Annotated in this window: 20 protein-coding genes; all 20 read right to left on the reverse strand. The window is 42.6% G+C overall.

Translation table 11 applies throughout. The features are described 5' to 3' along the window. Window positions 1-27: 27 nt before the first annotated feature. The 20 genes from rph to BROSI_RS04615 all read right to left on the reverse strand — a co-directional run bounded on the left by rph (window position 28) and on the right by BROSI_RS04615 (window position 26,084). On the reverse strand, window positions 28-747 hold the full coding sequence (gene rph / locus BROSI_RS04520; RefSeq protein WP_052562576.1) for a ribonuclease PH: 720 nt from the start codon (window positions 745-747) through the stop codon (window positions 28-30). A gap of 4 nt (window positions 748-751) precedes the next feature. Further along, a complete protein-coding gene (argF, locus tag BROSI_RS04525; protein ID WP_052562577.1) occupies window positions 752-1,681 on the reverse strand; it encodes an ornithine carbamoyltransferase in 930 nt (309 codons plus the stop codon). A gap of 12 nt (window positions 1,682-1,693) precedes the next feature. Next, a complete protein-coding gene (locus tag BROSI_RS04530; protein ID WP_052562578.1) occupies window positions 1,694-2,875 on the reverse strand; it encodes an aspartate aminotransferase family protein in 1,182 nt (393 codons plus the stop codon). A gap of 97 nt (window positions 2,876-2,972) precedes the next feature. Beyond that, entirely contained in the window at window positions 2,973-3,860 is an 888-nt protein-coding gene (argB, locus tag BROSI_RS04535) for an acetylglutamate kinase (protein WP_052562579.1), read from the reverse strand. A gap of 215 nt (window positions 3,861-4,075) precedes the next feature. Continuing rightward, window positions 4,076-6,025 (reverse strand): sigma-54-dependent Fis family transcriptional regulator, encoded by a 1,950-nt coding sequence (locus BROSI_RS04540; protein ID WP_052562581.1) that lies wholly within the window; start codon window positions 6,023-6,025, stop codon window positions 4,076-4,078. A 31-nt stretch (window positions 6,026-6,056) separates the two neighbouring features. Then, on the reverse strand, window positions 6,057-7,868 hold the full coding sequence (gene rseP, locus BROSI_RS04545) for an RIP metalloprotease RseP (RefSeq protein WP_052562583.1): 1,812 nt from the start codon (window positions 7,866-7,868) through the stop codon (window positions 6,057-6,059). Then, window positions 7,856-8,998, reverse strand: a complete 1,143-nt coding sequence (locus BROSI_RS04550; protein ID WP_052562585.1) for a 1-deoxy-D-xylulose-5-phosphate reductoisomerase — start codon at window positions 8,996-8,998, stop codon at window positions 7,856-7,858. The genes rseP and BROSI_RS04550 overlap by 13 nt, the downstream gene beginning before the upstream one ends. 3 nt (window positions 8,999-9,001) lie before the next feature. Beyond that, a complete protein-coding gene (gene ispG, locus BROSI_RS04555; protein WP_052565643.1) occupies window positions 9,002-10,054 on the reverse strand; it encodes a flavodoxin-dependent (E)-4-hydroxy-3-methylbut-2-enyl-diphosphate synthase in 1,053 nt (350 codons plus the stop codon). A 325-nt stretch (window positions 10,055-10,379) separates the two neighbouring features. Continuing rightward, window positions 10,380-11,108, reverse strand: a complete 729-nt coding sequence (locus BROSI_RS04560; protein ID WP_052562586.1) for a carboxypeptidase regulatory-like domain-containing protein — start codon at window positions 11,106-11,108, stop codon at window positions 10,380-10,382. Window positions 11,109-11,207: 99 nt separating this feature from the next. Next, the gene (locus BROSI_RS04565) at window positions 11,208-14,657 is read right to left on the reverse strand and encodes a molybdopterin-dependent oxidoreductase (RefSeq protein WP_052562588.1); all 3,450 of its coding nucleotides are present in this window, start codon (window positions 14,655-14,657) and stop codon (window positions 11,208-11,210) included. Window positions 14,658-14,723: 66 nt separating this feature from the next. Then, window positions 14,724-15,677, reverse strand: a complete 954-nt coding sequence (locus BROSI_RS04570; protein WP_052562590.1) for a hypothetical protein — start codon at window positions 15,675-15,677, stop codon at window positions 14,724-14,726. A gap of 2 nt (window positions 15,678-15,679) precedes the next feature. Beyond that, window positions 15,680-16,471 carry a TorD/DmsD family molecular chaperone gene (locus BROSI_RS04575; protein ID WP_082059033.1) on the reverse strand — a complete coding sequence of 264 codons (792 nt, stop codon included), beginning with the start codon at window positions 16,469-16,471 and terminating at the stop codon, window positions 15,680-15,682. Window positions 16,472-16,485: 14 nt separating this feature from the next. After that, the gene (locus tag BROSI_RS04580; protein WP_082059034.1) at window positions 16,486-17,697 is read right to left on the reverse strand and encodes a 4Fe-4S dicluster domain-containing protein; all 1,212 of its coding nucleotides are present in this window, start codon (window positions 17,695-17,697) and stop codon (window positions 16,486-16,488) included. Window positions 17,698-17,736: 39 nt separating this feature from the next. Next, on the reverse strand, window positions 17,737-18,711 hold the full coding sequence (locus tag BROSI_RS04585) for an ethylbenzene dehydrogenase-related protein (RefSeq protein WP_052562593.1): 975 nt from the start codon (window positions 18,709-18,711) through the stop codon (window positions 17,737-17,739). A 500-nt stretch (window positions 18,712-19,211) separates the two neighbouring features. Further along, window positions 19,212-20,540 (reverse strand): universal stress protein, encoded by a 1,329-nt coding sequence (locus BROSI_RS04590; RefSeq protein WP_052562595.1) that lies wholly within the window; start codon window positions 20,538-20,540, stop codon window positions 19,212-19,214. Between the two features lie 21 nt (window positions 20,541-20,561). Continuing rightward, entirely contained in the window at window positions 20,562-21,131 is a 570-nt protein-coding gene (locus tag BROSI_RS04595) for a c-type cytochrome (RefSeq protein ID WP_052562596.1), read from the reverse strand. Further along, complete coding sequence (locus BROSI_RS04600; RefSeq protein WP_052562597.1) at window positions 21,131-22,612, reverse strand: c-type cytochrome; 1,482 nt, start codon at window positions 22,610-22,612, stop codon at window positions 21,131-21,133. The genes BROSI_RS04595 and BROSI_RS04600 overlap by 1 nt, the downstream gene beginning before the upstream one ends. Before the next feature lie 24 nt (window positions 22,613-22,636). Further along, window positions 22,637-24,232, reverse strand: coding sequence for an ethylbenzene dehydrogenase-related protein (locus tag BROSI_RS04605; protein ID WP_052562598.1), 1,596 nt, complete (start codon window positions 24,230-24,232; stop codon window positions 22,637-22,639). 85 nt (window positions 24,233-24,317) lie between these two features. After that, window positions 24,318-25,088, reverse strand: a complete 771-nt coding sequence (locus BROSI_RS04610; RefSeq protein ID WP_052562599.1) for a c-type cytochrome — start codon at window positions 25,086-25,088, stop codon at window positions 24,318-24,320. Window positions 25,089-25,133: 45 nt separating this feature from the next. Continuing rightward, window positions 25,134-26,084 carry a c-type cytochrome gene (locus BROSI_RS04615; RefSeq protein ID WP_052562600.1) on the reverse strand — a complete coding sequence of 317 codons (951 nt, stop codon included), beginning with the start codon at window positions 26,082-26,084 and terminating at the stop codon, window positions 25,134-25,136. Window positions 26,085-26,153: the final 69 nt, after the last annotated feature.

A 26,153-nucleotide genomic window follows, 5' to 3' on the forward strand; every position in this document is an offset into this window, starting at 1 on the left:
ATTTCATTGTATAGGAATTACATTTATTTATACAATTCCCAATGCCTTTTTTTGAATTTCAATAATCTCACGAATGCCTTTTTTTGCCACCTTCAACATCTCCGTTAATTGTTCGTCATCAAAAGTATATTCTTCCCCCGTACCTTGTAATTCAATAAATTTACCATCCCCGGTCATTACTATATTCATATCTACCTGTGCAGCTGCATCTTCTGCATAGCAGAGGTCTAGCAAAACAACACCATTCACAATCCCGGCACTTACGGCTGCAATACTATTAAGGACAGGGTTTTCTTTGATCATATCTTTATTCCTGAGCCATTGGATAGCATCCATCAATGCCACGTAACTACCTGTAATAGCGGCAGTGCGTGTACCGCCATCAGCCTGGATAACATCACAGTCAATCCAGATAGTCCGCTCCTTCAATAAGGAAAGATCAACAATGGAACGCAAGGAACGGCCAATGAGCCTCTGTATTTCGTGGGTTCTGCCTCCTACTTTCCCCCTGGTAGATTCTCTTGGAGCCCTCACAGGGGTGGAACTTGGCAGGAGAGAATATTCTGCCGTAATCCAACCTTCGCCGGTATTTTTGATATGAGGAGGAACACTTTCTTCTACCGAAGCGGTACAAATGACCTTGGTATTCCCGGTCTCAATAAGCACAGAGCCCGGGGCATATCTGGTAAAATGCCTTGTAATGATTAAAGGACGCAGCTCATCGTATGCGCGATCATCGACTCTCATAGTTTTATTTTCGTAATAAAAGTTTCAAAAGTGCTTTTTCTACATGGAGTCTATTTTCAGCCTGATCATATACGATAGAATGTGGACCATCAATAACTTCATCTGTGATTTCTTCTCCGCGATGAGCTGGGAGGCAGTGCATTACCTTTACATCATCCTTTGCTAATTTCAAAATATCGTTATTGATTTGAAACCCTGCGAAAGCTTGTTGGCGCACCTCTTTCTCTGCCTCCTGTCCCATGCTGACCCATGTGTCTGTATAAATAACCTGCGCATTTTCAGCTGCTTTTTTTGGGTCTTGATACAAATGTATTACCTCATTTCCATCTGTCATTTGTTTGGTCCTAGAAATAAAATCCGGTGTGAGTTCATAACCTTTTGGCGAAGCAATGTGGAAATGGACGTCCAGTTTTGCACAGATCTGAGCTAAAGACCGTGCAACATTATTTCCATCCCCTATAAAGACTATTTTTGCCTGCGTATAAGTGCCAAATTTTTCCTTAATGGTATACATATCGGTGAGCGCCTGGCAAGGATGAAGATAATCTGACAAGGCATTAATAACTGGCACAGTCGCATATCGGGACAGTTCCTGGATAGTCTCCTGGCCAAATGTGCGGATTACGATCCCGTCCACATAGCGTGACAGCACCCTGGCGCCGTCTTTTACCGCCTCTCTTTTGCCAAGGTTGATATCACTTTGGGTCAGGTAGATGGCGTGACCACCCATTTGTATCATTGCCACTTCGAAGGAAACTCGTGTGCGCATAGAACTCTTCTCGAAAATCATCCCCAGGATTTTCCCATTAAGACACTTTTCATCATATCCCTTGTTGTGCCATTCCTTGAGTTCTGTTGTAGCATGAAATATTTCCTCAATGTCAGCTTTCGAAAGATCTGCAATTGAAAGTAAATCTTTGCATTTCATAGGCATTCTCTCACAAATTTAAGGTTTAGAAAGGATGGATGTTAAAATATTCAGTCCTTCATCGATATGTTCTTTCTTAACATTAAGAGGGGGCATAAACCGAATAACTGTATCATGGGTACAATTGAGGAAAAGCCCTGCCCTGATGCAATTTTTGATGATTTCAGCCCCATTTACATTGAGTTCAATCCCGACCATGAGACCAACGCCACGCACCGCTTTTATAATTTTATGTGTTTTTTGGAGCAGTTTCAATTGCTCTATGGAATAACTACCCATTTTTTTAACATTATCCAGCAGACCTTCTTTTTCAATCGTTTCAAACACGGCTACTCCAGCAGCGCATGCTAAAGGATTTCCACCAAAAGTAGATGCATGGCTTCCGGGAATAAGGCTTTTTGCAATTTCTTTTTTTGCCGTCATAGCGCCAATGGCTACACCACCACCGAGGGCCTTTGCCAATGTCATAATATCAGGTTCTATATCATAGTGCTGATAAGCAAAATATTTTCCAGACCTCCCCATGCCACATTGAACCTCGTCCAGGATCATCAATAATCCTTTCTCATCGCATAGTCTTCTTATACCTTGCATGAATTCTCTGGAGGCAATATTAATACCACCTTCTCCCTGAATAGGTTCGAGCATGATGGCACAGGTCTTATCGTCTATCGATTTTTCTAACGCTTCCAGATCATTAAATGGAACATAGGAAAATCCTTCAACAAGCGGCGCAAATCCCTTGTGATATTTTGGTTGTGCAGTTGCAGTAACTGTGGCAATAGTCCGGCCATGGAACGAGTCGGAAAAAGTAATTATCTTGTATTTTCCGGTGTTTGAGTTATGGATACGGGCAAGTTTGATCGCTGCTTCATTGGCTTCAGCGCCGCTGTTACAAAAAAAACACTGCCCACCAAATGATTTTTCAGAGATATGTTTCGCCAGCAATCCTTGTGGTTCCGTAAAATAAATATTCGGTGCATGCTGAAGTTTCGCGGCCTGGCTTTGGATGGCGGCAACGACATTGGGATGGCAGTGTCCCAACAGGCTTACCGCCCAGCCAGAAAAGAGATCAAGGTATCGCTTTCCCTCAGCATCCCACACATCCACACCACTGCCTTTGACCAGTAAAATAGGATTCCGAATATAATTAGGGATAACATAGCGATCATAAATTTCTTTAATCTCTTTCGTATTCATGATTTTTGGTTCCTCAAAAATGAAAAAAGGGATTGAAATAACAAACCGATTTCAATCCCTGGATTATACAATATTCATTACCAGATACAATGATCTTCTACACGATAATCTGCGTTCCCACGCCTTTATCAGTAAAAATTTCCAATAAAAGTGCGTGAGGAATCAAGCCATTAATGATATGCGCCTTTTTCACCCCGGCTTTAACCGCAGTAATACATGCTAATGCCTTAGGAAGCATTCCCTCTCTGATTATCTTTTTATCGATGAGCGCATGAACCTCATCTTCATGCAACGTAGAGGCAAAAGATGTTTCGTCGTTTGGTTTCGTCATGATGCCGTGTGTGTTTGAAAGAAAAACGAGCTTCTCTGCGCCAAGTGACGTTGCAATAAATGCCGCAACATTATCCGCATTGACATTGTAGATATCTCCATTCGTGCCTTTTGCAATAGGAGGCACAATAGGGATTGTACAGGAAGTACACAATTTCAAAAACCTATCCCGATCAATAGAAGTAACTTTACCTACAAAACCAATGTCTAGTTTTTTTAACTCACCATAATCTGTCTTCGTTTCGACATAGTGTTTTTCTGCCTTTAATGGACAGTATCCATTTTCCCAAATGCAGGCCGCTTCATTACCCAACTCGGAAATTTTCTTTACTATAGAGGCACTGATTTGATTGATCAGGACATCTTTTGCTATCTCCAGAGTCTCACGGTCGGTAATTCTATGTCCCTCCACAAATCTCGGATCCAAGCCCCTCCTTGCCATCTCCTGGCTGATGTGAGGGCCTCCCCCGTGCACCAGGATGGGCATAATACCAACAGTCTTCATAAAAACAATATCCTGAAGCACACTTGTCAACACTTCATCGTTTGACATGGCCCCTCCGCCAAACTTGATTACAACCACCTTATTTCTAAATGATCGTATATAGGGAAGGGCTTCTATAAGGACGCTTGCCTTACGTATGGCATTTTCCATAAACTTAATTATGTATCTGTTCTATTACCGAAAATCATGATAAGAATAAAAGAAGTCAGAATTATAACAAAAGAGGTTCTTGTGTCAAGAGTAAACATGGTCTGGCAATCTAAAATCCAATGTGTAGTACCGTCGAACAAAAAGAATACTGAAAAGGGCTTAAGGAAAATAATCACATCTCCTGATTGAATAAATTTATGAATATTTGGAAAGCTTTACTCTGCTAAATTGTTATGAATTTTATAGGTTTCTATCTTCTCGTATAATACCTTCCTACTGATTCCGAGCAGTTCTGCAGCCTTGGATTTATTGCCTCCCGAGGATTTAAGCGCCTCCAGGAGCATCTCGATCTCCAATTGCTTTTGAGCCTCATAAAGAGTTCCTGTGGATTTATACTTTTGCAGCCGTACGGCAGATTTATTACAAACCTCCTGCGGCAGCATCTCCACCCCGACTATGCTATCATCCGGAACGAGGGTGACAATCCTTTCAATAACATTTCTTAACTCCCGCACATTGCCAGGCCACGCATAATTCGAAAGAAATGTCAATGCCTCTGGAGTAAAACCTTTGACACGCTTACCAACATCGGCACAGCTCAATGCCAGAAAATGTGCTATAAACAGGGGGATGTCTTCCTTACGCTCACGTAATGGCGGAATATGGATAGGTACAACATTTAACCTGTAAAACAGGTCTTCCCGAAATTCCCCGCTACTCATAGCAGCCTTCAAATCTTTATTGGTCGCAGCAAGAATACGCACATCGACCTTAATTACCCTGGTTCCTCCTATTCGCTGGAATTCCTTTTCTTGTAAAACACGCAGAACTTTTGCCTGGGTATAAACATGCATTTCCCCAATTTCATCAAGGAAAATAGTGCCGTTGTTTGCCACCTCAAAAAGTCCTAGCTTGGTTTCCATCGCACCAGTGAATGCCCCTTTTTCATAACCAAAGAGTTCGCTTTCGAGCAAATCTCGTGGAATTGCAGCACAATTTAAAACAACAAAAGGCTGCTCGGACCTCGATCCATTGTAGTGAATGGCTCTGGTGATTAATTCTTTTCCTGTGCCGCTTTCACCCGTAATAAGGACGCTGTAAGGAGCGTTACTGACTTTTTTCACTAATTCCAATGTTTCTTTGATTTTTACACTTGTACCAACAATATTACTGAAAGAGGAGTGTATCTTTTGCTGTCTTTTGAGGTTTTTATTTTCAAATTCAATACGTTCCTTCGCCTTCTTGAGATCGTCAAGAAGTTCGGCATTATAAATTAATAATGCCACCTGAGACGCGATGCCGGTAACAAGATCCAGGTCTGCCTTGGAAAACTCGTAGTTTTTGCTCTTGCTTTCTATTTGTAATATACCTAAAGTTCTTTTCGGACAGAGAAGGGGAGCACATAGGATGGAATTAGCGCCAATTATCTTTATACTCATACTGACCCTGGAATCCATTTGTGTATCCATAATAAGCAACGATTTTCGTTCTTTGATGGCACGCTGAGCAAGTGTTTGGCTCAGGAGATTCTCTTCCCCTGCCAGCGCAGGGTCTTTTGTTTGAATCGTTCTAATTGTCAATTTAGCCTCCCCATGATCTTGTAAGGCCACAAAGCATCGTCCGGCATGGGGAAACACGGTAAAAAGAATCTGTATAATCTCTTTCAGTAATGCATTAATATCAAAAATATTATCGATAGCCCTTGCAATTTCCTGGAAGACTTTTAAGTTTTTTTGTAATTTCTCAAATTCCTCTTTGCCAGCGGTCTCATGGTAAATTTTCTCATCAAGAGTTCCAACTGGTAACTGATCTTTTGTAGCAACAATAAGCTGTGTGTACTCATTGTGTGAGTATTCGGCGGGACATGAATGTATTGACTCGGTATTCCTGAAGATTAACATATGCGGGCCGATACAGATCTTGCATCCATCAGTTAATGGATGGGGAGAAGTTATGCGTTCGCCATTCAGAAAAACACCATTCCGGCTGCACAAATCTTCAATAAAATATCCCTCGTTCGATTTGCTAATCCTTGCATGATGTCGTGAAACCATGAGGTCTTCAAGTTGGATATCGGTAGTGGATGCCCTGCCAATAATGGCAATATCTTTTAGCGAATAACTTATGTTCTGCCCCGGAGTGGTGATATCAATTAGTTCAGTCATATTAAAAAGGACAGATTTTGGTGGTTATTTTCTAAAGCGTCAGCAACCGCATGATGTCGTTACGTGTGGCGTAAATGACCAAAGTAATAATAAGACCAAAACCTATATATTGAGCTATGGAGAGTGTTCTTTGACTCACAGGGGAACCTTTGATCCGTTCAATAGCTAAAAACAATAAATGGCCTCCGTCCAATACGGGGACGGGTAAAATATTCAAAAGCGCGAGCTGGAGGCTCAATATACCGAGAAAATATACCAGTTTACCGAAACCCACCTTTGCCGATTCGTAAGATGCCTGGGCAATAAGGATAAATCCCCCGACATTCTTTGTCGAAAGCCTTTGAGAGAAAAACCCCTTTATCGTAAGATACAGTCTCTGCACATTAACTATTGCCTTTTTTGTGCCTACAACGCACGAACCAAGCAGACCATATTGCTTTATTACCGTTTTTTCCCTGAATTTTACCCCGATACTGCCAATTGCATTCTTTTCGTCCTTTTGGGCCTCAATGGTAGATACAAACCGCTCATCACCGCGCACCCATTCAATTACCATCGGTTTTCCCTGGCTCATCATCACCATCTGCAGGAGGGCATTCCAGTCTTTTAGCTCCTTCTCGTCAAGTGAGATAATCTTGTCGCCTGGTTTTAGTCCAATTTTTTCTGCAGGAAACCCTTTAACAAGCGAATCCACCTTCAGTCCATAGAAAGGGGTAAGCCCACTCAGAAATTCCTCCTTCGTCTTTTCGTCATCAAGCGGGACAGAAACGAGGGTTACCGTGTCATTCCTTTTAACGGTGAAGATGCACGTTTTTTCTTCGGCATCAATAACCAGATTCCTGATATTAGTAAAACCTGTTACAGGTATTGAATTAACTTCGATGATCTCATCCCCTTTCTGGAAACCTGCATTGCTTGCAAGACTATTATTTTTTACACCATCAAGGATTGCAGTTGCGCAGGAAAGACCAAACATCCACCTGGCAGGCTTAAACGGAGTAACTTTAAGCTCCATTTCTTTATTATCTCGCAGTACCGTAAGTACAATCTCTTTTCCGGGACTTATACCCTCAATCTCACGGAACTCATCCTCTGTGGAAATCCGCTTACCGTTTACGGCAACTATGGTGTCTTTGACCAGGATACCTGCATCTCTGGCAGGGGAATAATTATTTTCAAAGGCAAATATCTTATCAATTTCCAGGCTAGTAGCCGGCATAATTCCTATGCGCTGGATACCATGCTCAGTATCGTACTTAGGCGTGACATTTACATCAAAAGTCTTATTATCTCGTTCTACTTTAAGAGTTACGCCGGCGGACGGATTACTCAGGGCAACAATCGTAAAAAGGTCTTCAAAATCAAGGTCTTTGCTTCCATCAATCTCAACGATCTTGTCCCCCCGCTGAATTCCCGCATCCCAGGCTGGCCAACCCGGTGCAACCTGCCCTACCTCAGGAGCAATAAAAGGCACACCGATCTGGAAGGCAACAATAAAGGCAATAAAGGCTAAAACAGCGTTTAATGCTACTCCCGCCACAAGCACAGAAGCGCGTTGCCCTGCGCTCTTGGAAGAAAACTCCCATGAGGAACCAGTCTTTTCTTCTTCCGGACCTTCACCAGCCAGCTTGACATAGCCACCCAGCGGAAAGAGGGAAAGTCGATACTCAGTTTCTCCCCACTGCTTTTTCAATATTGCTGGCCCAAAACCCAGCGAAAATGCCAGTACCCGGACTCCTATCTTTTTGGCCATAAGAAAGTGACCAAGTTCATGGATAAAGATAAGCAAACCGATACCGACAATTACAAGAATGACATTGGCTGATACATTTACATAAGGCATTTTTTTATCTCCTGTCTTGCCCAGACGTCTGCCGCAAGGATATCCTCCAGGCAAGGATTTTTAATAAAGTGGTGATTATTTATCACCTTTTCTACATATGACGTAATTTCTGTAAATTGAATTTGACCGTTCAGGAATGCTTGTACTGCCACCTCATTGGCAGCGTTGAGCGTCGCCCCCATCGTACCTCCTTCCCGGGCTGCCTGATAACCCAGCCTCAGAGCGGGGAATTTTTCCATATCGGGTTTTTTGAAAGTAAGACTTCCTATACTTGACAAATCCAACGGCCGAACACAGAGAGGACTTCTTTCCGGATATGTTAAGGCATATTGGATTGGCACCTTCATGTCCGGCATTCCCATCTGAGCAATAACCGACCCATCACAAAATTCAACCATAGAATGGATAATCGATTGTGGATGTATAACAACGTCTATTTGTTCAACCTTCAGATCAAAAAGCCATTTAGCCTCAATAATCTCCAGCGCCTTATTCATCAAAGTGGCTGAATCTATGGTAATTTTTTGTCCCATCTGCCACGTAGGATGCTTTAGGGCCTGTGCAGGCTTTACATCGGAAAGTTTATCTGCAGGGTAGTCATAAAAAGGACCACCTGACGCGGTAATAATAACCCGCTTAACCTCAGCTGGCTTACCGGAATGAAGGGACTGAAATATTGCGCTATGTTCACTATCTACAGGTAATATCTGATCTTTTCTGGCCAGTGACATCACAATATGGCCAGCCATAACCAGTGATTCCTTATTGGCCAGAGCAAGGGTCTTTCCCTGCTCTATTGTCGCAATAGCAGCGGGTAAGCCCACCGCCCCCACTACGGCTGAAACTACAATATCCACTTCAGGGTGCAGAACAATTTCTTTAAGACAATTGCCTCCCATTAGTATTTTCAGTTGATTGTTCTGAAAGCGGTATTTCAACTTTTCAGCGAATTGACAATCATTTAAGGCAACATATCTGGGTTTGAATTCCTCGACCTGGTCTGCCAGTAATTCCCAGCGTGAGTTTGAAGACAAACCAATCACCCGAAACTTATCCTTTAAATTTCGAGCGACTTCCAGGGTATTTTTACCGATAGAGCCTGTGGAACCGAGGACGACAATATTTTTCATTATTTACGCCATGTGGGCAATTTCTTCTAAAAGTTCATCTACCATGCGGTCTTCCGGTATCTTTCGTACCTTTTCGCCTTTCTTGAAAAGAAATCCAAACCCCTTGCCACCAGCAATACCGATATCAACTTCCCGAGCCTCTCCAGGACCATTTACCACACATCCCATGATAGCAATTTGCAGGTGCTTCTTATCTCCTGGCAAACGTTGTCTAACCTGTTCTACAATGCGCACCAAATCGATTTCACACCGTCCACACGTAGGACAGGAAATGAGTTCAGCCCCCTTGCGCTTGTAAAGACCGAGTGCTTCAAGGATATCATATCCAGCCTTGACCTCCAATTCAGAGGCACCCGTGTAAGAAACCCGCAAGGTATCGCCAATACCTTCGGAAAGCAAACCTCCGATACCAATAGCGGACTTGATCGTCGCCAGGCTCGGTGGTCCCGCCGCTGTAACACCTAAATGCAACGGGTAGTCACACTGGGTTGCTATCGATCTATAAGCATCCAGGGTTGAAGGAACGTCTGATGCCTTAAGCGACAACACAATGTCTCGAAACCCCAGTGATTCAAAGTGCTCACAATATTTTAAGACGGTTTTTACCATCAGTGTGGTTAGCACTTCGTGTTCGTCTCCTTCGCCACGCACAGAGCCAGAATTAACTCCGATACGAATAGGAATCCCCTTATTTTTAGCCGCAATTACCACCTCTTCCAGCTTTTTCTTGTCCTTCATGTTTCCCGGGTTGATTCGTATCTTATCGGCCTCCTGGGCGATAGCCTCCAGAGCAAGGTGATGCCCAAAGTGTATATCAGCCACAAGCGGAATGCCTATCTGCCTCTTAATGGCACCGAGACACCTGGCAGTAACAATCGTCGGCACTGCTACCCGAACTATATGACATCCGATCGCCTCAAGTTCTTTGATCTGCTGCACTGTGGCATCGATGTCCTCGGTATGGGTCTTTGTCATGGTCTGCACAGAAATGGGATTATCTCCCCCAATCAGTACACCACCAACATTAACCACCCGTGTTTTACGTCGTTGAATCATTAATTTGGTAATAAGTTTAACAAAAACCGATACATTGAGAAACGCGGCATCATTCGAATACAGAAAAAGGATTGACACTTCAAAGCTCACAGTATCAGCCCGGAGTCTCTCACCTTTCCAAAAAATAAATTATATTGGTATCCAGCTAATTTTTCAAATGTTAATTTCAAGGCAAACGTGCTGCCCTCATGACTATTGCTGTTGAAATAGTATTATCCTATCAGTTTTTCAGCACAAAAAAAATTCCAGTGAGATACCAACATCTCACTGGAATTTTAAAACATACTATTTACCCTATAAAGACAGTATATCTTTAAAGTTACGCCTATCTTCTTCTTTTCAGATCAAAATTTGCAGTAGCAGCCTTCCCTGCCTCTACCGTAACTTCCTGTGATAGTTCCTTCAGTTTTTCGTGCCATGTTTTTACTACATACTTGCCGGGAGGAACCCCTTCGATGGTATAGTTTCCATCCTTATCAGTCATTGCAAAATAAGGATTTTCAAAGGAAACTGCAAAACCAGCCATTTCACTATGAACATTGCAAAGGAGCGGAGTCTCACCAACAACATCAAAAAGCACTTCTTTTACAACACCTGTCGGATACGTCCCCAAATTAAATTGCAAGGCTGCGGTAGGAGGTGAAAACACATTGTGTCGCACTGCATCGCTGTTTGGGAAATCTACGGTAGTACCTTTCTGCATAGCAACAACGCGAGGCACATACGTAAGATTAAGCTGATCAACAATCGCATGCTCTGACGGAGGATCGAACTTATTATCCCCTACTTTTTCTATAAATACAATAGCATCGGCATTATTCCTCATCTTTTGACAAGTGACAACGCCGGTAATAGAACCCGCATTATCCACTTTTGGCAAGTTTCTGATTACCCTTTTTAACTTTTGCTGTGCATCTTCTAATTTTTTCATCGCTTCGGCAGCTTCTTCAGCCGTTAACGCCTTCTTTTCCTCCGCTTGAGCCCATACAAGCGAATTGGAAGAAAACGCTACGCACGAAATAGCAAGTATACCTGTAATAAGATATTTTTTCATAAATCCTTTATCTCCTCCCATCCTAAATAAAAATTTCTAAAAACAAGCGAGCTAACAAATGGTTTCCATCCATCTGTTAGCTCACTTTTATTACACGTCTTAAGCCTTTTCCACTTTTATCAACTCACCATTAAGATACTTCGTCATGAAGTCGTTTTCATTTCCGGTTGTATATCCGGTTTTTGCAGGATCCCATAATCCTTTACCGCCAATACCACCATCCTCTGCCTTGGTAATCTTAACCAAAGTCTCCTTGGGAACCGTATTGATTCCATGGTTATCGGCCTCAAAACCGAATACAAACTTCATACCAATCTTGGCTTTATGGAACAGGCTATCAAGTTGATGCATTGGCATTGACCAGTCTCTGGTAATGCTTTGCTGGGAACCATAACGGAAACTGGATTGGTACCCGGTTCCGGCTGACAATGCCCTACCGTCCGGCCTTGTTTCATGAGCCTTTACAGACCTTTCCGTTGCAATCCATGAAGAGTGTTTAATCATCGTTACCCCGTAAGGATAGGATGAATTATACTTCGCTCTTAGCATAAGCCTTGAAACCTTATAGAAAGGATCACTTGGCTTCCACCCTTCATAAGGTCTATCTGCTGGGTTAGCATCGACGTAAACATAATCGCCGTCGTTAATGCCCAAATCTTTCGCCGCCTGCGGGTTTATATTAATTTGATGTTCACCAACACCGGGCATTCTTTTATCCATTCTGTATGGATCACCGAAGTTGTTATTCCAGATAAAGTTCCAGTCAGTCACGGCCCATTGAGAATGTACCGTATGTCTTGATTTTGGCGTTACACAAAAGAACTTATACCCTTTCTCCCACAGAAAATTCTTTGTTTGTTTTGTCTCAGCCCATGATTTCTTAATATTCCTTACCGTTCTCTCGTCCCAGTGCTCTGCGCTCTCTGGAATTCCATAATCATCAGGACGGATATACGGATTGGTGCTTACAATTACGTTTGGTAAGTACTGCGTTGCCTCAGGACCTTCACGATGCACAATAAAATTTTCACCATACTCAATGATCTCTGATTCATCATTGTATGCTTGCAGTCTTCCTGTTGGTGTATAGAAAGGAAGACTTTCGTGCACCTGTTCCCAGAATGGCTGCCTTGGATAAGTCCTGTAATTTAACAAGGCCACACCAGGCTCACCATATTTACCAGCTACTATATCATCAAAAGTGTACCCCTTTGAGGTCGTACTGCCATCCAACAACCTCTGGATATAGACTTCAGGTCTTCCCTCCAAAGCAAATTTCCAGAAGTCCCTAAATCTCATATCCCTGAGCAATTCTCCCAGTTTAGCCGCCATACCGGCAAGGATCATCACATCATCCTTGGAGTCGTTCACTGGCCTTATGCCACCCTTCCAAATCTGAAAGAACGGATTTGAGCATGAACTGGTAATCTCATGTGTCTCAAACTCCATCCAGCTATTTGCCGGGAATGCAAAATCTGCATACTCGATAGAACCTGTCATTTCTATATCATTAGACATAATCTGCTCGATATTGGGGTTGACATTCTTCAGCATCTGGTACACATGCTTTGCATTATTTACCAGGTTTACGTTGGTAAACCACATGATTTTTGTCGGTGTTGGCATGTGTGTCTTGCCTGTGAAACATTTACGTCCGTACTTAGGCGTATTCACAATCAAAGGCCTGTCATTATGATTCCAGTATGCAACTTCTTCATCGTAGGCACGACCTTTTATCTTTAAATCCATTGCAGGCGCATCTGGATCCAAGTTTGGATTGAATACATCCTCAGCCACCCATCCATAAAATCCAGGACCACACCATTTTGCTGACTGGAAATTACCAGCCTTGTAATTTCCTGCCCAAGTATGTGAACCTGAACCCATATAGCCGACATTACCCGTCAACATTAAAGGTAAGTATGTCGACCTATTCATTAGTGTTGCATGGAAATAGTGATTAATACCTTCCCCATAATGAATTGCAACGGGTTTTATGGTCGCAATGTCGTGCGCTAACCGTATAATTAACTCTTTTGGAGAATTGGTCATTTCAACTACGCTGTCAATGTCGTAATCTTTTAGGTGTATTTTATACATCTCAAAGAGAGGCATGACCTCGACCTCTTTACCATCAACAGTTTTTACCTTGAATGTACCATCGAGTACAGGGTCAATCCCTTTCGCCACCAGTTTATCACCAACATCATCTCTGGTAATCGGTTTTGGACCATTCGTCTTTGCATCCCAAACGACAAAGTCCCCTATGATTTCTCTCTGGTCATCGTGTAAACCATGAAGTTTATAACTAGCTCCATGCGAAATATCTTCTAATTTGTAATCAGGAAATATATCCTTGGCCTGCAATCTTTTCAAGGTATCTGTCCTAACGAGCAAGGGGAAATCGGTAAACTTCTTCACATAATCTGCATCATACAGCTTCTCGTCCATCAATATTTTAGTCAAACCCAAGAAAAGTGCTGTGTCGGTATTACACTTTATCGGTATCCAGTAATCGGCCTTTTGAGCAGATGGACTATATTCAGGTGTAATAACAACGAGTTTTCCACCTCTCTCCATAACCTGGGTAAGCCAGTGCGCCTCAGGCATCTTATTTTCAATCAGATTTTTCCCCGTTTGGATAACCAGTTTCGAAAACCGAATATCATTCATATCGACATCAGAGGTCTGCAGACCATGAGAGAAAGGATGACCAGGGGCCTGATCACCGTGCCATGTGTAGTTCGACCAGTTCCTTCCACCAAGCGCCTTATCTGGCCCTACCCCTCTATTATGGCTATCAACCAAGGAAAGCATATTGTTAAATCTGTACATGCCATACTTCCCTATGACGCCAAGGAGGCCCATACCGCCACGACCCTTAAAGGTTCGTGTGCCTGCACCCTTCATGGCATCCACCATCTCTTTCGGATATCCCTGCTCTATCAATTTTTTTGCACCTTCTTCACCGCTGTATTTCTTAGTAATGTGGAGAATCCCCTTTGCAGCATATGTCCACGCATCGTCCCATGAAGCCTTCAATAGTTCATCCTGGCCTCTGGCATCAAACATATACTTTGATTTATTTTCCGGTGTCAATTCCGGGAACCCATCATCTGCCCATTGCTTCCAACCTTTTCTGATAAGCGGATATCTTAACCTATACGGACCATAAACCCTGCGGTGGAATGTATAGCCTTTTAAGCACATCCTGGGATTCCAGTTCCTCGTCGCCTTATTTCCGTACAGGTCCGAGTAATTCTGATGGTCATAATTCTGTTCCACCCTCATAACCACTTCGTTTCTTACAAACGCCCTTACCCTACAAGCATGGGTGTCATTCGGCGAGCAAGTAAAGGTAAATGTCCGATCATACCTATACTGGTCGCGATATACACTTTCCCATGCACGATCAGGATAGGCATCCAATGGATTTCCTACCTCAACAGCAGGTTTTAAGAGCCTGAACGCCATTGCTTTATTGGCAAGGGTAAAGGTCGCTCCCGTTGCACCCGCCACTTGTAGGAAAGTCCTTCTTGTAAGCTTCATATTTCCTACTCCTTTCTCAATGTAAAACCATTTATATAAAAAGTTTTGCCTAATTATTATAGAATATTAACAAACAATTTTCCTGACTTTGTAAGCCTCTATGCATTGCCCACACACGCCATCTTCCGGTTCCCATTCGGGAAAATCCCTTTTTATTGCATCCACAAGATAGGCATCTTGTTCAATATTTTCTATCCAATGATACGTACGAAATTGGCATAAAGGACATTGAGCGCCAGGTAAGATGGTTTTTTTCTTCTTAAGGGTATGTTTTATGGGCAACCCCTCAGAGATTTTTATTAATTCATTCACATCTTTTGCCAGCCTCAGTATCTTATCATGCGTTAAATTCTCATCTTGCCACAGGATATCAAAAATAGCGATTTTCACTTCATCAGGTATCTTTTTATAAAGAGCTTCAAATTCCTTATATCTTCCCTCTTTATCAGAAAGCGTTTCTTTCCCTTTCCTGATTAATCTGCTATCAACATAAATATCCCAAAAAGCACAATACCGTTCCTTAACGATACTTTCTTCCATAGGATTGCCACCGAGGCGTTCATCACGATAGCCGTACGTTTCGCTGAGCATATCAGAGGCATGCATCAATTCATGCCTGACTAACTTTCTTAGGTACGGAATTTCCCGGAAACGGTCTGGCAGTAATTTAACAACAATCTTCTTTTGACCAGACTCCTGGTTCATCCCTTTTGTGAGATAGGCACCTTCATCAAAATTATTCGCTGCCTTTGCAATCACGCCTCCGCAAGCATTTTCTTCCAGATCAGGAAATTCATCAAAAATCTCTTTTATTAACTTCGGAAGCTCAAGTTTTTTAAAGAAGTCCCACTCAATCTTTTTAAACTGCAAAGGTCTTTCATCTAAGGGAAAATTTTCGTAAACCGGATCAATACAAGAATGATATTCGAGAGTAAAAGAAAAATCACCCTTTTCCTCCCTCGCCTTTAACTCTCCAAATATTACTTCCTCAATCAAACCTGGATCAAATTCCAACTTCATAATCATTCCTCACTGAAATCTTCAGAAGATGCGCAGGACAAACATTCATCTGAAGCTCCGGCCACCGCCTCTTGATTGAGATCAGATTCCTTATACATTTCTGTTTTAACATCCATGAGTTTCATTTCCAATCGCAAAAACTCTTTTGTCAAAGCAGATACGGCACAATAAAAGCCTTCTCCAGCTTTCCTGCCAAAGAGAACTGAAAAAAGGGGTACCCATTTCCCCAGATGCTCTTTCAAGAATTTCTTCTGCGCATCCACGCATATCTGCGATTTTTCATCTCCATGGTTTTCCAGGGCGTAGGCTTGCTTGTATAACAAAAAATGCATAAACTCAAACTCTACACTAATGTGGTCGCATCGTTCCTTTTCTATGTCGGAAACATCAAGCCCAAAAGCTTTATAAAAGCCTTGAATATCACCTAACTCATGCACTTGCTGATACACATGCGCCGCGCCATATTGAGTCTCATACAAAGGACATTCTTTCGACATGGTATGCCCGACAACGCACTGATATACTCCCTGCAAGCTTTCAATGTTTGTAATTCTAGACAACTCCCGAACCTCATTCAAACATCTTCTCAACTCTGCACCATCGTCTACACCTTCGTAACAGGGTATCAACTCTTTCTCGTGTTCCTGAAAATCAGGACTTCTCAATATTGACAAATTTTTCTCTGCCGGATAAAGAAAACAGGCAGACAAAATCTGGTACATTGCACTTCGCGCAAGCAAGTCATCCACTCTGGATGCAACTCGTTGATCTAAAAGACTACTGTCTACTTCCATAATAAACCTCAATTCTAAATTGAATTGTAATGTTTTGGGTCTCTGATATGAACAGGCTCTTCTATCGTTGTTCTTACAATTTCTTGCCCATCTTCACCATACCCAATAACGGTGTCATTGTACAACTCAAACTTCTTACCGTGAATCATCGTCTCAAATACCTTTGGCCCTTCCTCAATCTTGTACTCAAATATAATGGATTGAGTCATCCTGAACAACGACATCACCGCCAATCTTTCTCTGGAAGGTACCATAAATTTATCAATCGCCTCATCAACACCTGGACCAAACATCTGTCTCAGGTAAGACCTTGGTGCCCACCTCGGTGGTATATAGTATATGTTAGGCTCTGTTCCAAACTGGGGGTAAAGAGGCAATGCTAATTTGTCATGCCTAATTAACCACGTGACCGGATTCTTCGGATTATCATCCAGAAATCCCTGCAAACGAATCTGTCCTACACACGCAGCCATACACCTCGTTTCCATCGGACGCCCCTTCGTTAATGGATCTTTCCCCTCAATTCTGGGGTAACAGGCGATGCACTTTTCACTTACCCTCGTTAAACCCCGGTACATGGGTTTTTTGTACGGGCATTGCTCTACACACTTCCTGTATCCCCTACACCTCTTCTGGTCGATAAGAACTATTCCGTCTTCTTTTCTCTTATAAATAGCCTTTCTTGGACAGGCAGCCAGACAACCCGGATACGTACAATGGTTACAAAGTCTTTGGATATAAAAGAACCAACGACTATGTTCCGGCAACGATGAATATTCGTCAGGTTTATTACTTTTTGCTACGTCTTCACCAAAATTTGGCGCCCGCCATTCCTTATCCTCTGGAATGTACCCTACCGCCCACTGATTAATATTCTTCTTCGCGGCCGCTTCAAATATCGTGTCACCCTCGTATACCCCATAAGGAGATAATTTCTCGTCCTTTTCATCGGTATACCAGGTATTTTCACCATTATCAATCAACTTTAACGTTTTAACGTCCCAAGATTGCGGATACCCACCATACGGTTTTGTTTCCACATTGTTCCACCACATGTGCTCCTGTCCTTTGTTATAAGTCCATGCACTCTTACAGGCCATGGTACACGTCTGACAGGCGATACACCGATTGATGTTAAAAATAGCCGCAAATTGGCGCTTCGGTCTGGATTCAAAATAGGGATACTCCATACGTCTCCCTAAATGCCAGTTATGTACTAATGTCATTTTTTAATCCTCCTTAAACTTTATATCCTACAGAGTAAATTATTGCCAAGCAACTCTTTCCAGCGTCGCGGGATGCCATTGAGTAGATATATTTTTTTGCCCGTTCCTATCTTTTTCATTACCATTCCATACCGCCATGTTGAAATACGTAGTTCCGCCGGGAACAAATTGTACATCATGAGGATCTTCCGTAATTAGCGAACGATAGATAATTACCGTCCACACCCCATCCTCATACTTGCTGCACCCGTTCACATCCTGGTGGGCTTGCGTAGTCAGGGTACCAAAACCCTCTGCATTTAAATCTTCTACCGTTCTCCCTCTTCCTGGCTGAGACAACAAGTTATTTGCAGCCCTTCCACCCGATAAAACCTCCACACTGGTTATCAGTTCCCGATGATAATATGCGCTGTAAGGATTTAAATTAAAATCATCATGCATATTTGGATATTGCGCCTCTACGTCTTCCAACTCACCTTTAACGAGCAAATCTGCCTCCCAGTCTGCCTTCCAATGCCAGAGATTTGTTGGTTTTTCTCTATCCCCCATCCTCGGGCTAAAATGCTCCGCTGGTGTTATCTCAACTGCGCCTAACGGAAACATTAAAGCCACCGCATCCCTAAACTCCTGAACTGCAATTGCCCTGGCATTCTTTGTAGGGTCACTCCATGATATCTTGAAATAGATTGCAAGACCATCATGAATACCCTTTACTTCCGCATTCTTCACCGATCCACCACCATTGGGAAATGCCTTATCCTGCATTTGGAGCGGAACAGTAACTGCCTGCGCGTCTTTAAAAAAACCTTGCAATGATTCCACATCCATATGATACGGCTTACCCACTTCCACGTATTTTACCGCCAACACCTCTTTGGCTGGAGTAAATTCCTCTTCAGACACCCCTTTAACCCCCTGCGCCGTCTCTTCAGCAGCAAATAATGTAGCGCTAAGAAACGCACAACTCAAGAGGGCTATACCATACCTTTTAAACAACACATACACTTTCATCATTCCCCCCTCCTCCTTATTTGTAATGATCATACCATACACAATAATAGATTCACGATAGCTAAATTATATCAGAAATAAGACATCAACAGCAACAAATTAACAGCCTTCCACCAGTCATTCATAAACACCCATTCCAAATTCACAAACTATTCACACACCACAAACCACCCCTCTTGTCACAATAGTCAATGATTTAGCAAATCACATTCCATCCACAAAAACTACTCACTATAAAAACAAACATAACGTAGTTTTTTTATTTACATTACATTACAAACTTCAGTCTCCATATTTACCATTAATATTAAACAACGAAGGTATTTCTTGTTTGAAATGAGCAGTTCGCAGATGAAATGGGCATTAAAATGTCGACACAAAAACAGAAATGAGTACTTAATATTTCTTAAGATAGAGAACGACTGGACAGTAAGGCTTTCTACACCATTCACAAGTTTTAATACTTTTTTTATTTGAGCAAATAGCAGTCTGTTTGTCAAATCTTAGTGAAACGAACCATCATTCATAAACGCGGTCCTTGCTTCATTGACTATCTGTGTGGTTATTTCTCTACAGCCCTTCTCATATGCATACTCCTCAATTTTTTTTCTAACCATATCTCTAACAAAAGAAGGAATACGCTCTGTTTGCGTTTGCGCTTCCTGCGTCCAAGCGGGGATTTGCGCTCGTATGAGCGGTTTTTCAGAAGCCTTTTGGTCACCCTTGACAGTTCTCAAAAAACTATCTTCCATATGCGATTGATCGTGTGCGCTCCTAGCTACTTCTTTTTCTTTCCCGGACACCTTCGAAAATTCCTGACAATCTACCAAAGCATCAAGCCTTGCCTCCTTGTTTCCCCCTGTAAGCAACACATTGCAAGATGCCAGCCTCAACAAATTTTCTGTTGTACTGCCAAGATCTAACCCATTGGTGTTATGCACTCCCGTGCGCCCCAAGATTACCGTTGTGGGTTTTTCGTGCAGTATGTATTTTAATATTTTATCATACGGTTTGCCGTCCATCAGAACAATATCTGTTTTCACCCCGGCGTCTGCTGCCATTCGATTTACCCGATCCAAATGTCCCTGATATATCTTTGCAAGGCCTTTATCAATAATCTCCTCATGAAGCGTTTCTTGTTCCTTAAACCTGAAAACCTGCCCTGCCTCCTTAGAAAGTACATTTGCGATGCTTTCAAAGGCAACACGATGATAATGTGGATCAAATACAGATACCGCAGTAAGTTTTAAGTTAAACAATTTAGCGAAAGAAATAGCTGATTTGACTCCGGCAAAAGATTGCGCGCTTCCATCTACTGCTATTACCATCTTTCCCTCTAAACGCATATTTTTTACCACGAGGACATCTGTCTTGATGCGCCTGACCACACGCTCACAAACACTCCCTATTACATTCTCATCCACAGATGCCAACCCACGCGCCCCCAGAATCACAAGATCATATTGATTCCCCTGCACCTCTTTAATAATTTCATAATAGTTTTTACCTTCCAGCAGAAGGCACTCGTGAGGTACAGATGCTTCCCCGCACTTATTTTTAAACACGTCCAAATAAGATTCTGAAATCAACTTAAGACCGAGATTGATCAATGAACTATGGAGGTCACGCTGCCTTTGGAGTACGCTTTCATCCTGATATTGTGGCGGCAACCCCTTTTCCATGTCTCGAAACCGTCTCTGATGCAATGCGGCATCATAGACATGACATCCCACCAATAGTGAACCAAACTTTTGCGCAAGATCAATACCAAGATCAATGCAAAAATTAGAGTGCCACGAGTTATCAATTCCAATTAATATTTTTTTATACATAGGAACGTTTATAATTAACCTCTAACACCGAGACGATTCATTCCTGAGTTTCTTCCACTCAGTAATAGCTCCTCCAGCCAACGCCAGAGTAATCACACCGATAAATAACCATCTTACCGACGATTTGAAGACACCGTCTTTTTTTTCTTCAACGATAGCCTCTTTTGCAGCAACTACAGGCTTTTCTGTTTCCTGTGCAGAAAAGCTTCGTATGTAGACAACCAGTTCCTTGATTCTTTTCTCAGTAAGCGTCTTTCCCCAGGGAGGGCAAAGATTAGATTTTTCTACTGCCTTAGAACCTTCGGTAATAGACTTGATGAGCTGATCATCTGTCCTCTTTTTCATGTATTCTACATCGGTAAAATTTCGAGGCTTCGGTTTTAAATCAATGGTGAAGAACGTACCGTCTCCCTTCCCTTTTATCCCATGACACGGTGAACAATAATATTCAAAGGTCTTCTTAGGTGACAGCAAAAAAACTTGATCCCGAGGAGAAACGTCTAACGCCTGTGCCGCTGAATAGACACCAAAGACACCCAGCACAACAAATGTGCATATCAGTAATTTTTTCCCAGATAAAAAATATCCCATTATTTACCCTCTTTCTTCACATGGTCTACCAAGAAACCTACCAGTTGCTTCAACTCATCTTCCGACAAACCAAAGTTTGGCTCAACACCCTGCGGGTTAACTTGCTGCGGATTTTTCAAATGATAGAGAATATATGCTGGTTGCAACCTTTCCCCCACAGTTGCAAGGTTAGGACCAACGACACCACCACCTTTTGCAATACTTTCAGAATGACAGGTATTACAACCCTTTTCATAAAACACCTTTTCCCCGGCAGCAACTACTTCAGCAGAGGGCATCCCATCCTTATAGATATCCGGAAGAGCTTCTTTGGTAATAAGATTTTTTTCAATATATTCAGTGGCTGCCTTTGCTTCCTCCCCAGTCAAATTAAACTTTGGCATCTGCTGACTAAGGGGACGGATAATATCAGGCGTCTGTAAAAACTCGTGCTCCCACTTCATTTTTATTTTACTACCTGCGATTGTCAGATTGGGCGCGTAGGTACCGCCTTTGTCCTGTATCCGATGACAAGTCAAACAGCGTATCTCGTATAAAAGCCTTTCAAATCCAGATGTTCCCTCACGTTTTTTCTCCACTACCGGCATTAAATCAGGAATTCCTTTTATATCGTGGCAAACAAAGCATCTTGCTTTTTCAACGATATCCCTTCCTTTTTCAATAAGGGCGCTATCCTTTCTTATACTGCCAAATTCTTTTTCTGTTAACACCTTAACTTCTGGTTTTGCGGGTTTAGCCTCCCCCTCTTCCTCTTCTTTCTCTTCGGGTATGAACTGCGTATCCCGTAAAATAAACTCTACAATTCCCCTCACATCCGCGTCATTAAACCGGTACTGAGCCATCATCGTATCAGGAAAATGACTCTTCGTGTTGCTCAGCCAGTCATATAACCAATTCCTGTTTACTTTTGTTGTAATCTCGCCGAGATCTGGCCCAACTCCCACATTGCCGCCGACCCCTTTTATCGGATGGCAAATTGTACAGCGGGCACGCCCCCATACGCCTTTCCCGTTATTATAAACCTTATCCATCTTATCATACTCATCCTCAGAAAGCTCCTCCTCTTTCTTTAATAAGAAGGCGTCCCATGAAACCTGTGGCACTTCTTTTTCGGCAATACTGCCAAGATAGGCAATAATAGCCTTGATCTCCTCAAATTCCAAGCCGAGATTAGGCATCTTCGCGTTTGGTACTACCGCTCTTGGATTAGCGACCCATCGGGAAAGCCATTCTACCTTTGCCTTATGGATAATATTAACCAAAGGAGGCCCATTTTTGATTCTCTTATATGGATCTTCGAGCTCAAATGGGAGTACAGTCCATTGTTCTGGAATCCGATACTTTTTATCCAATTCCAAATAAAGGGCATCTATTTTTCTCTCCTGTCCGGAAGAAATCTTTCCAATCACCAGTAGAGATAAGCCCACCATAGCCATTACAAATGTTACTTTCTGCAAGCTAACCATAAACCTTAACCTCATTAAAGACTCCTTAACAAGATATTGTTATTGTTGTTCTTCTTCTAACTTAGGTGGAAATCTGCGCAGCCTGGCAATAAACCACAATTCAACACTCGCGCCCATAACGATAGCGATCAACACATACGCAAAAACTGTCTTAGGAACGGGTTTTTCCAGCATAATGTAATACCAAACCGATATCGATTTCTGACCAGCGACATCACTATTCGAACCATCCCATACAGCAAAAGCTGCAGGGATAAGCTTACCGATTTCAAATTGCAGGTCTTTGGCATCTTCGGTTTTCAGAGTTCTTTTCAATAATACCTTCCATCTTCCATTCTGGTACACACCTTTTCCCGTAACATTTTGACTTTCGGGCGGCTGCATTGTAACATTCTTAAATCCCTTAGCGTTCATTTCACACACCATACCCGCCTCAGTTTCTGGGGCTTCCGTTATCTGTCCAAAACCTTCCTGCCAATGTGCCTTCCAACTCCAAAGATTAACAGCCCCACTAGAGTCTCCCATTGCAAAATATGGTTTCTTTAGTGATTCTGGAATTTTTGTCGGAAACTGTATGGAAACGGCGTCTCTGAATATTTCTTCTTGTTTATTAGTAGAATCATCCCATTCCAATAAAAATACAATTTCCTCCTCATTGTACATTGCCCTGATCATAATCGCATCTATGGAGGGAGTCCAGTGTCGTGGACTTGCAATAATTTGACCTGCCAGCGGAATTTCCACCGGAGCAGCCTTGCTCCAGCTCTCATCAAGAGGCTCAGACGGTAGCCGACCATCTTCAAGCAACTTTACCTTTACTACGACGTCAGACGCCATGTCCTTTGCCAGACTTTTCACAAAATGAGCGACATGCCACCGATCTTCGTCTGAAAGCTTTTCTAAGTATGATCCCATAGGGGTCTCATTGAAACCCGTTGAAATAGTACGATAAATATCCTCTATCGCATTGCCACCCTTAAAGTTCCACCCCTTTGTCAAATCCCTGGCCCGATAAGGCATATTCCACTCAGTTTGCAAAGCAACAGTCAAAGGCCCATTTCCCCTGCCGTCATCCCCGTGGCACTCGAAACATTTCGTTTCCTGAAATAATTCCTCACCCCTCTGCACACTTTCCGGTGATGAGGCTACATTTCCCACAGGAACCACTTTAGGCGCAGCATCTTTTTTAAACTGTTCGTTAAAGGTCTTAAGATAATAAAGCACCTGCCACCGTTCTGTCTCGCTGATTGTGCTCCAGAAAGGCATGGCCGTCCCTTCTATGCCGCTGGTGATTATTCGAAACAAATCTTCATCCGTAGGAACTGATCCAAACGCAGTAGAACGAACCTTATATTCATTCCTGGTAAAATTCCTTGGCTTGGGGAACATCGTGATAGAGGCGGGACCATCACCCTTTCCCTCAATTCCATGACAGTACCAACACCTTTTTTCGTAAACTTTTTTTCCTTCCGCAACAGCTTCTGTCGTTTCTGGCAGCTTCTGAGGTACTTCATGTTTATACGTTCTAAACAAATGAGATGCTTGCGCGGATACATCCTCACATACCCAAGAAACACCGCCAAACACAACGATTAATCCACAACCAATCAGTCCTTTTTTTAACGCTTTTATCATAGTATTACTTGCTCTTTTTCCTTGCTGTTTATAAATTAATCATCGAAAACAGTGAAGACTAATCCTGTTTTACATAAACATACCACTACTCAAGCTTTTCTCTTTGCCTAGGCATAACGCCGGCCGTGTCATACTCACCCATGATAATCTTCCAGATTTCGTCATCCTTTAAATCGTCTTTCCACGAAGGCATCGCTGAATCCCATGGTGTAGACTCTGAAGGCAGACCAGGCCCTCCGTCTTTAATTCTCCAAAAGAGATAATTATCTACCACCGTTGCAATTGTCCCCGGATCCTGAAAGTTAATCGGTCGCAGGCGGAACGAATTCGCAAACGGGCCGTTACCATCTGCCTTCGAACCATGACAGGGACGACAGTAGGTTTGGAAAAGTATCTTTCCCTCCTCTATGCTTTTCCGCTGGACATCTGCATCTGCCTGTCTGAAAGGATTTTCAAGTTTTTCAAAGTCTTGCGGTAATGTTGGATGCTGAATCCTCAGCTCGACAGGTGAAGCAGCGCCAGGAATCGACCATGTATACACGAACCACCCTACAAGGACAGGAAAACCAACGAATAGCGTCTTTTGTAGAAAAAACTTTATCATCGGCCCCTGATCCGGAAGCAGAAAACTTAAAAAATCTGCAAACTTCTTGTTGCTGGTAGTCGCATAAACCAGACCAGCCAATATCCCCATAATCATATACCACATCATTAAGGTACTCGGCGTGGGCATGGGGTGACCTTTTCCCATTAACATCTGAAAGATCTTTGGCGAAGCATATTTAAGAAACAGAAATAAACAGACAACGGCTGTTAGTATCCAGATAAACAAAAATGTCTTGCGTTTATTAGCCATTCATAACACTCCTAACAATTATTCAATCGCTATGCATCACGTAATCTATTTCAAACTTTGCAAAAAGGAGACAATCCCGTAAAAGTCCTTTACACTCAGAAGTTCACCAATATTTCCAGGCATAATGGATACCTCCTGCTTTTTCATTTCAGCTACATCTGATTTTGGAATAACGACCTCTTCGACCTCACCGCTTTCTTCCAAGAACAACACCAGCTCTTCATCGGTCTCACTTTTGATCAATCCGTTGTAAGGTATGCCATCAGAAGTTATTACATACATCGTTTCGTAACCTTTCACTATTTTTGCGCTGGGTTTAAGGATAGACTCCACAAAATATTCAGGCGTCTGGATTGCGCCAATCCCGGTAAGCTCAGGCCCAACCTTTTTCCCTCTCCCATTCACAATGTGACATTTTCCGCAGGTAACCGGACGTGTTTCATCAAAAAACACCTTTTCCCCCTCCTTCGCATCAACCACCACAGGAGGCACCCACGGCTTCACTTTCTTCTTAGATGCCTCGGGTATCTTATCCTTATATTTCATTAGGGCGCCAATATCAGATTCCCCACCCAACGTCTGGAGATAGGCCAAAACAGCCAGTATCTTTTCACGCGACAGCATAATAGGAGGGTCATATACCCTAGGCATAATTTTATCATAACCTTTCACAATATATTTTTCCGGCTCTACGATGGATTCTACAAGATAATCGAGCCCGTTTGGCATACCCAACTCTTTTGCTCGTTCCTCCGCCCGACTTGCCAACCCTTCCTGGTCAGGACCCCTCGTAGCACTCCCGCTTGTCCCTATCTTATGACAGGTACCACACTGTCCATCCCCCCAGAATACCTTTTCACCAGCCTCCGGGCTGACTCCTCCGGCAGACTCGCCCCCACCCGTGCCAGAAAGCCCCGCCACATATATTGTGATATAGATATAAAATCCTATAACTGCAATTCCAAAAGCTGTAATTTTTAGCATGCTCTTATTCATAAGTTTTTCCAGGCCTTCATTTTACCATAGTAAAATTCAATCATATTAATTACTCCGCTAACTTACTTC

Origin of the sequence: Candidatus Brocadia sinica JPN1 (genome assembly GCF_000949635.1) — a bacterium.
GTDB lineage: Bacteria > Planctomycetota > Brocadiia > Brocadiales > Brocadiaceae > Brocadia > Brocadia sinica.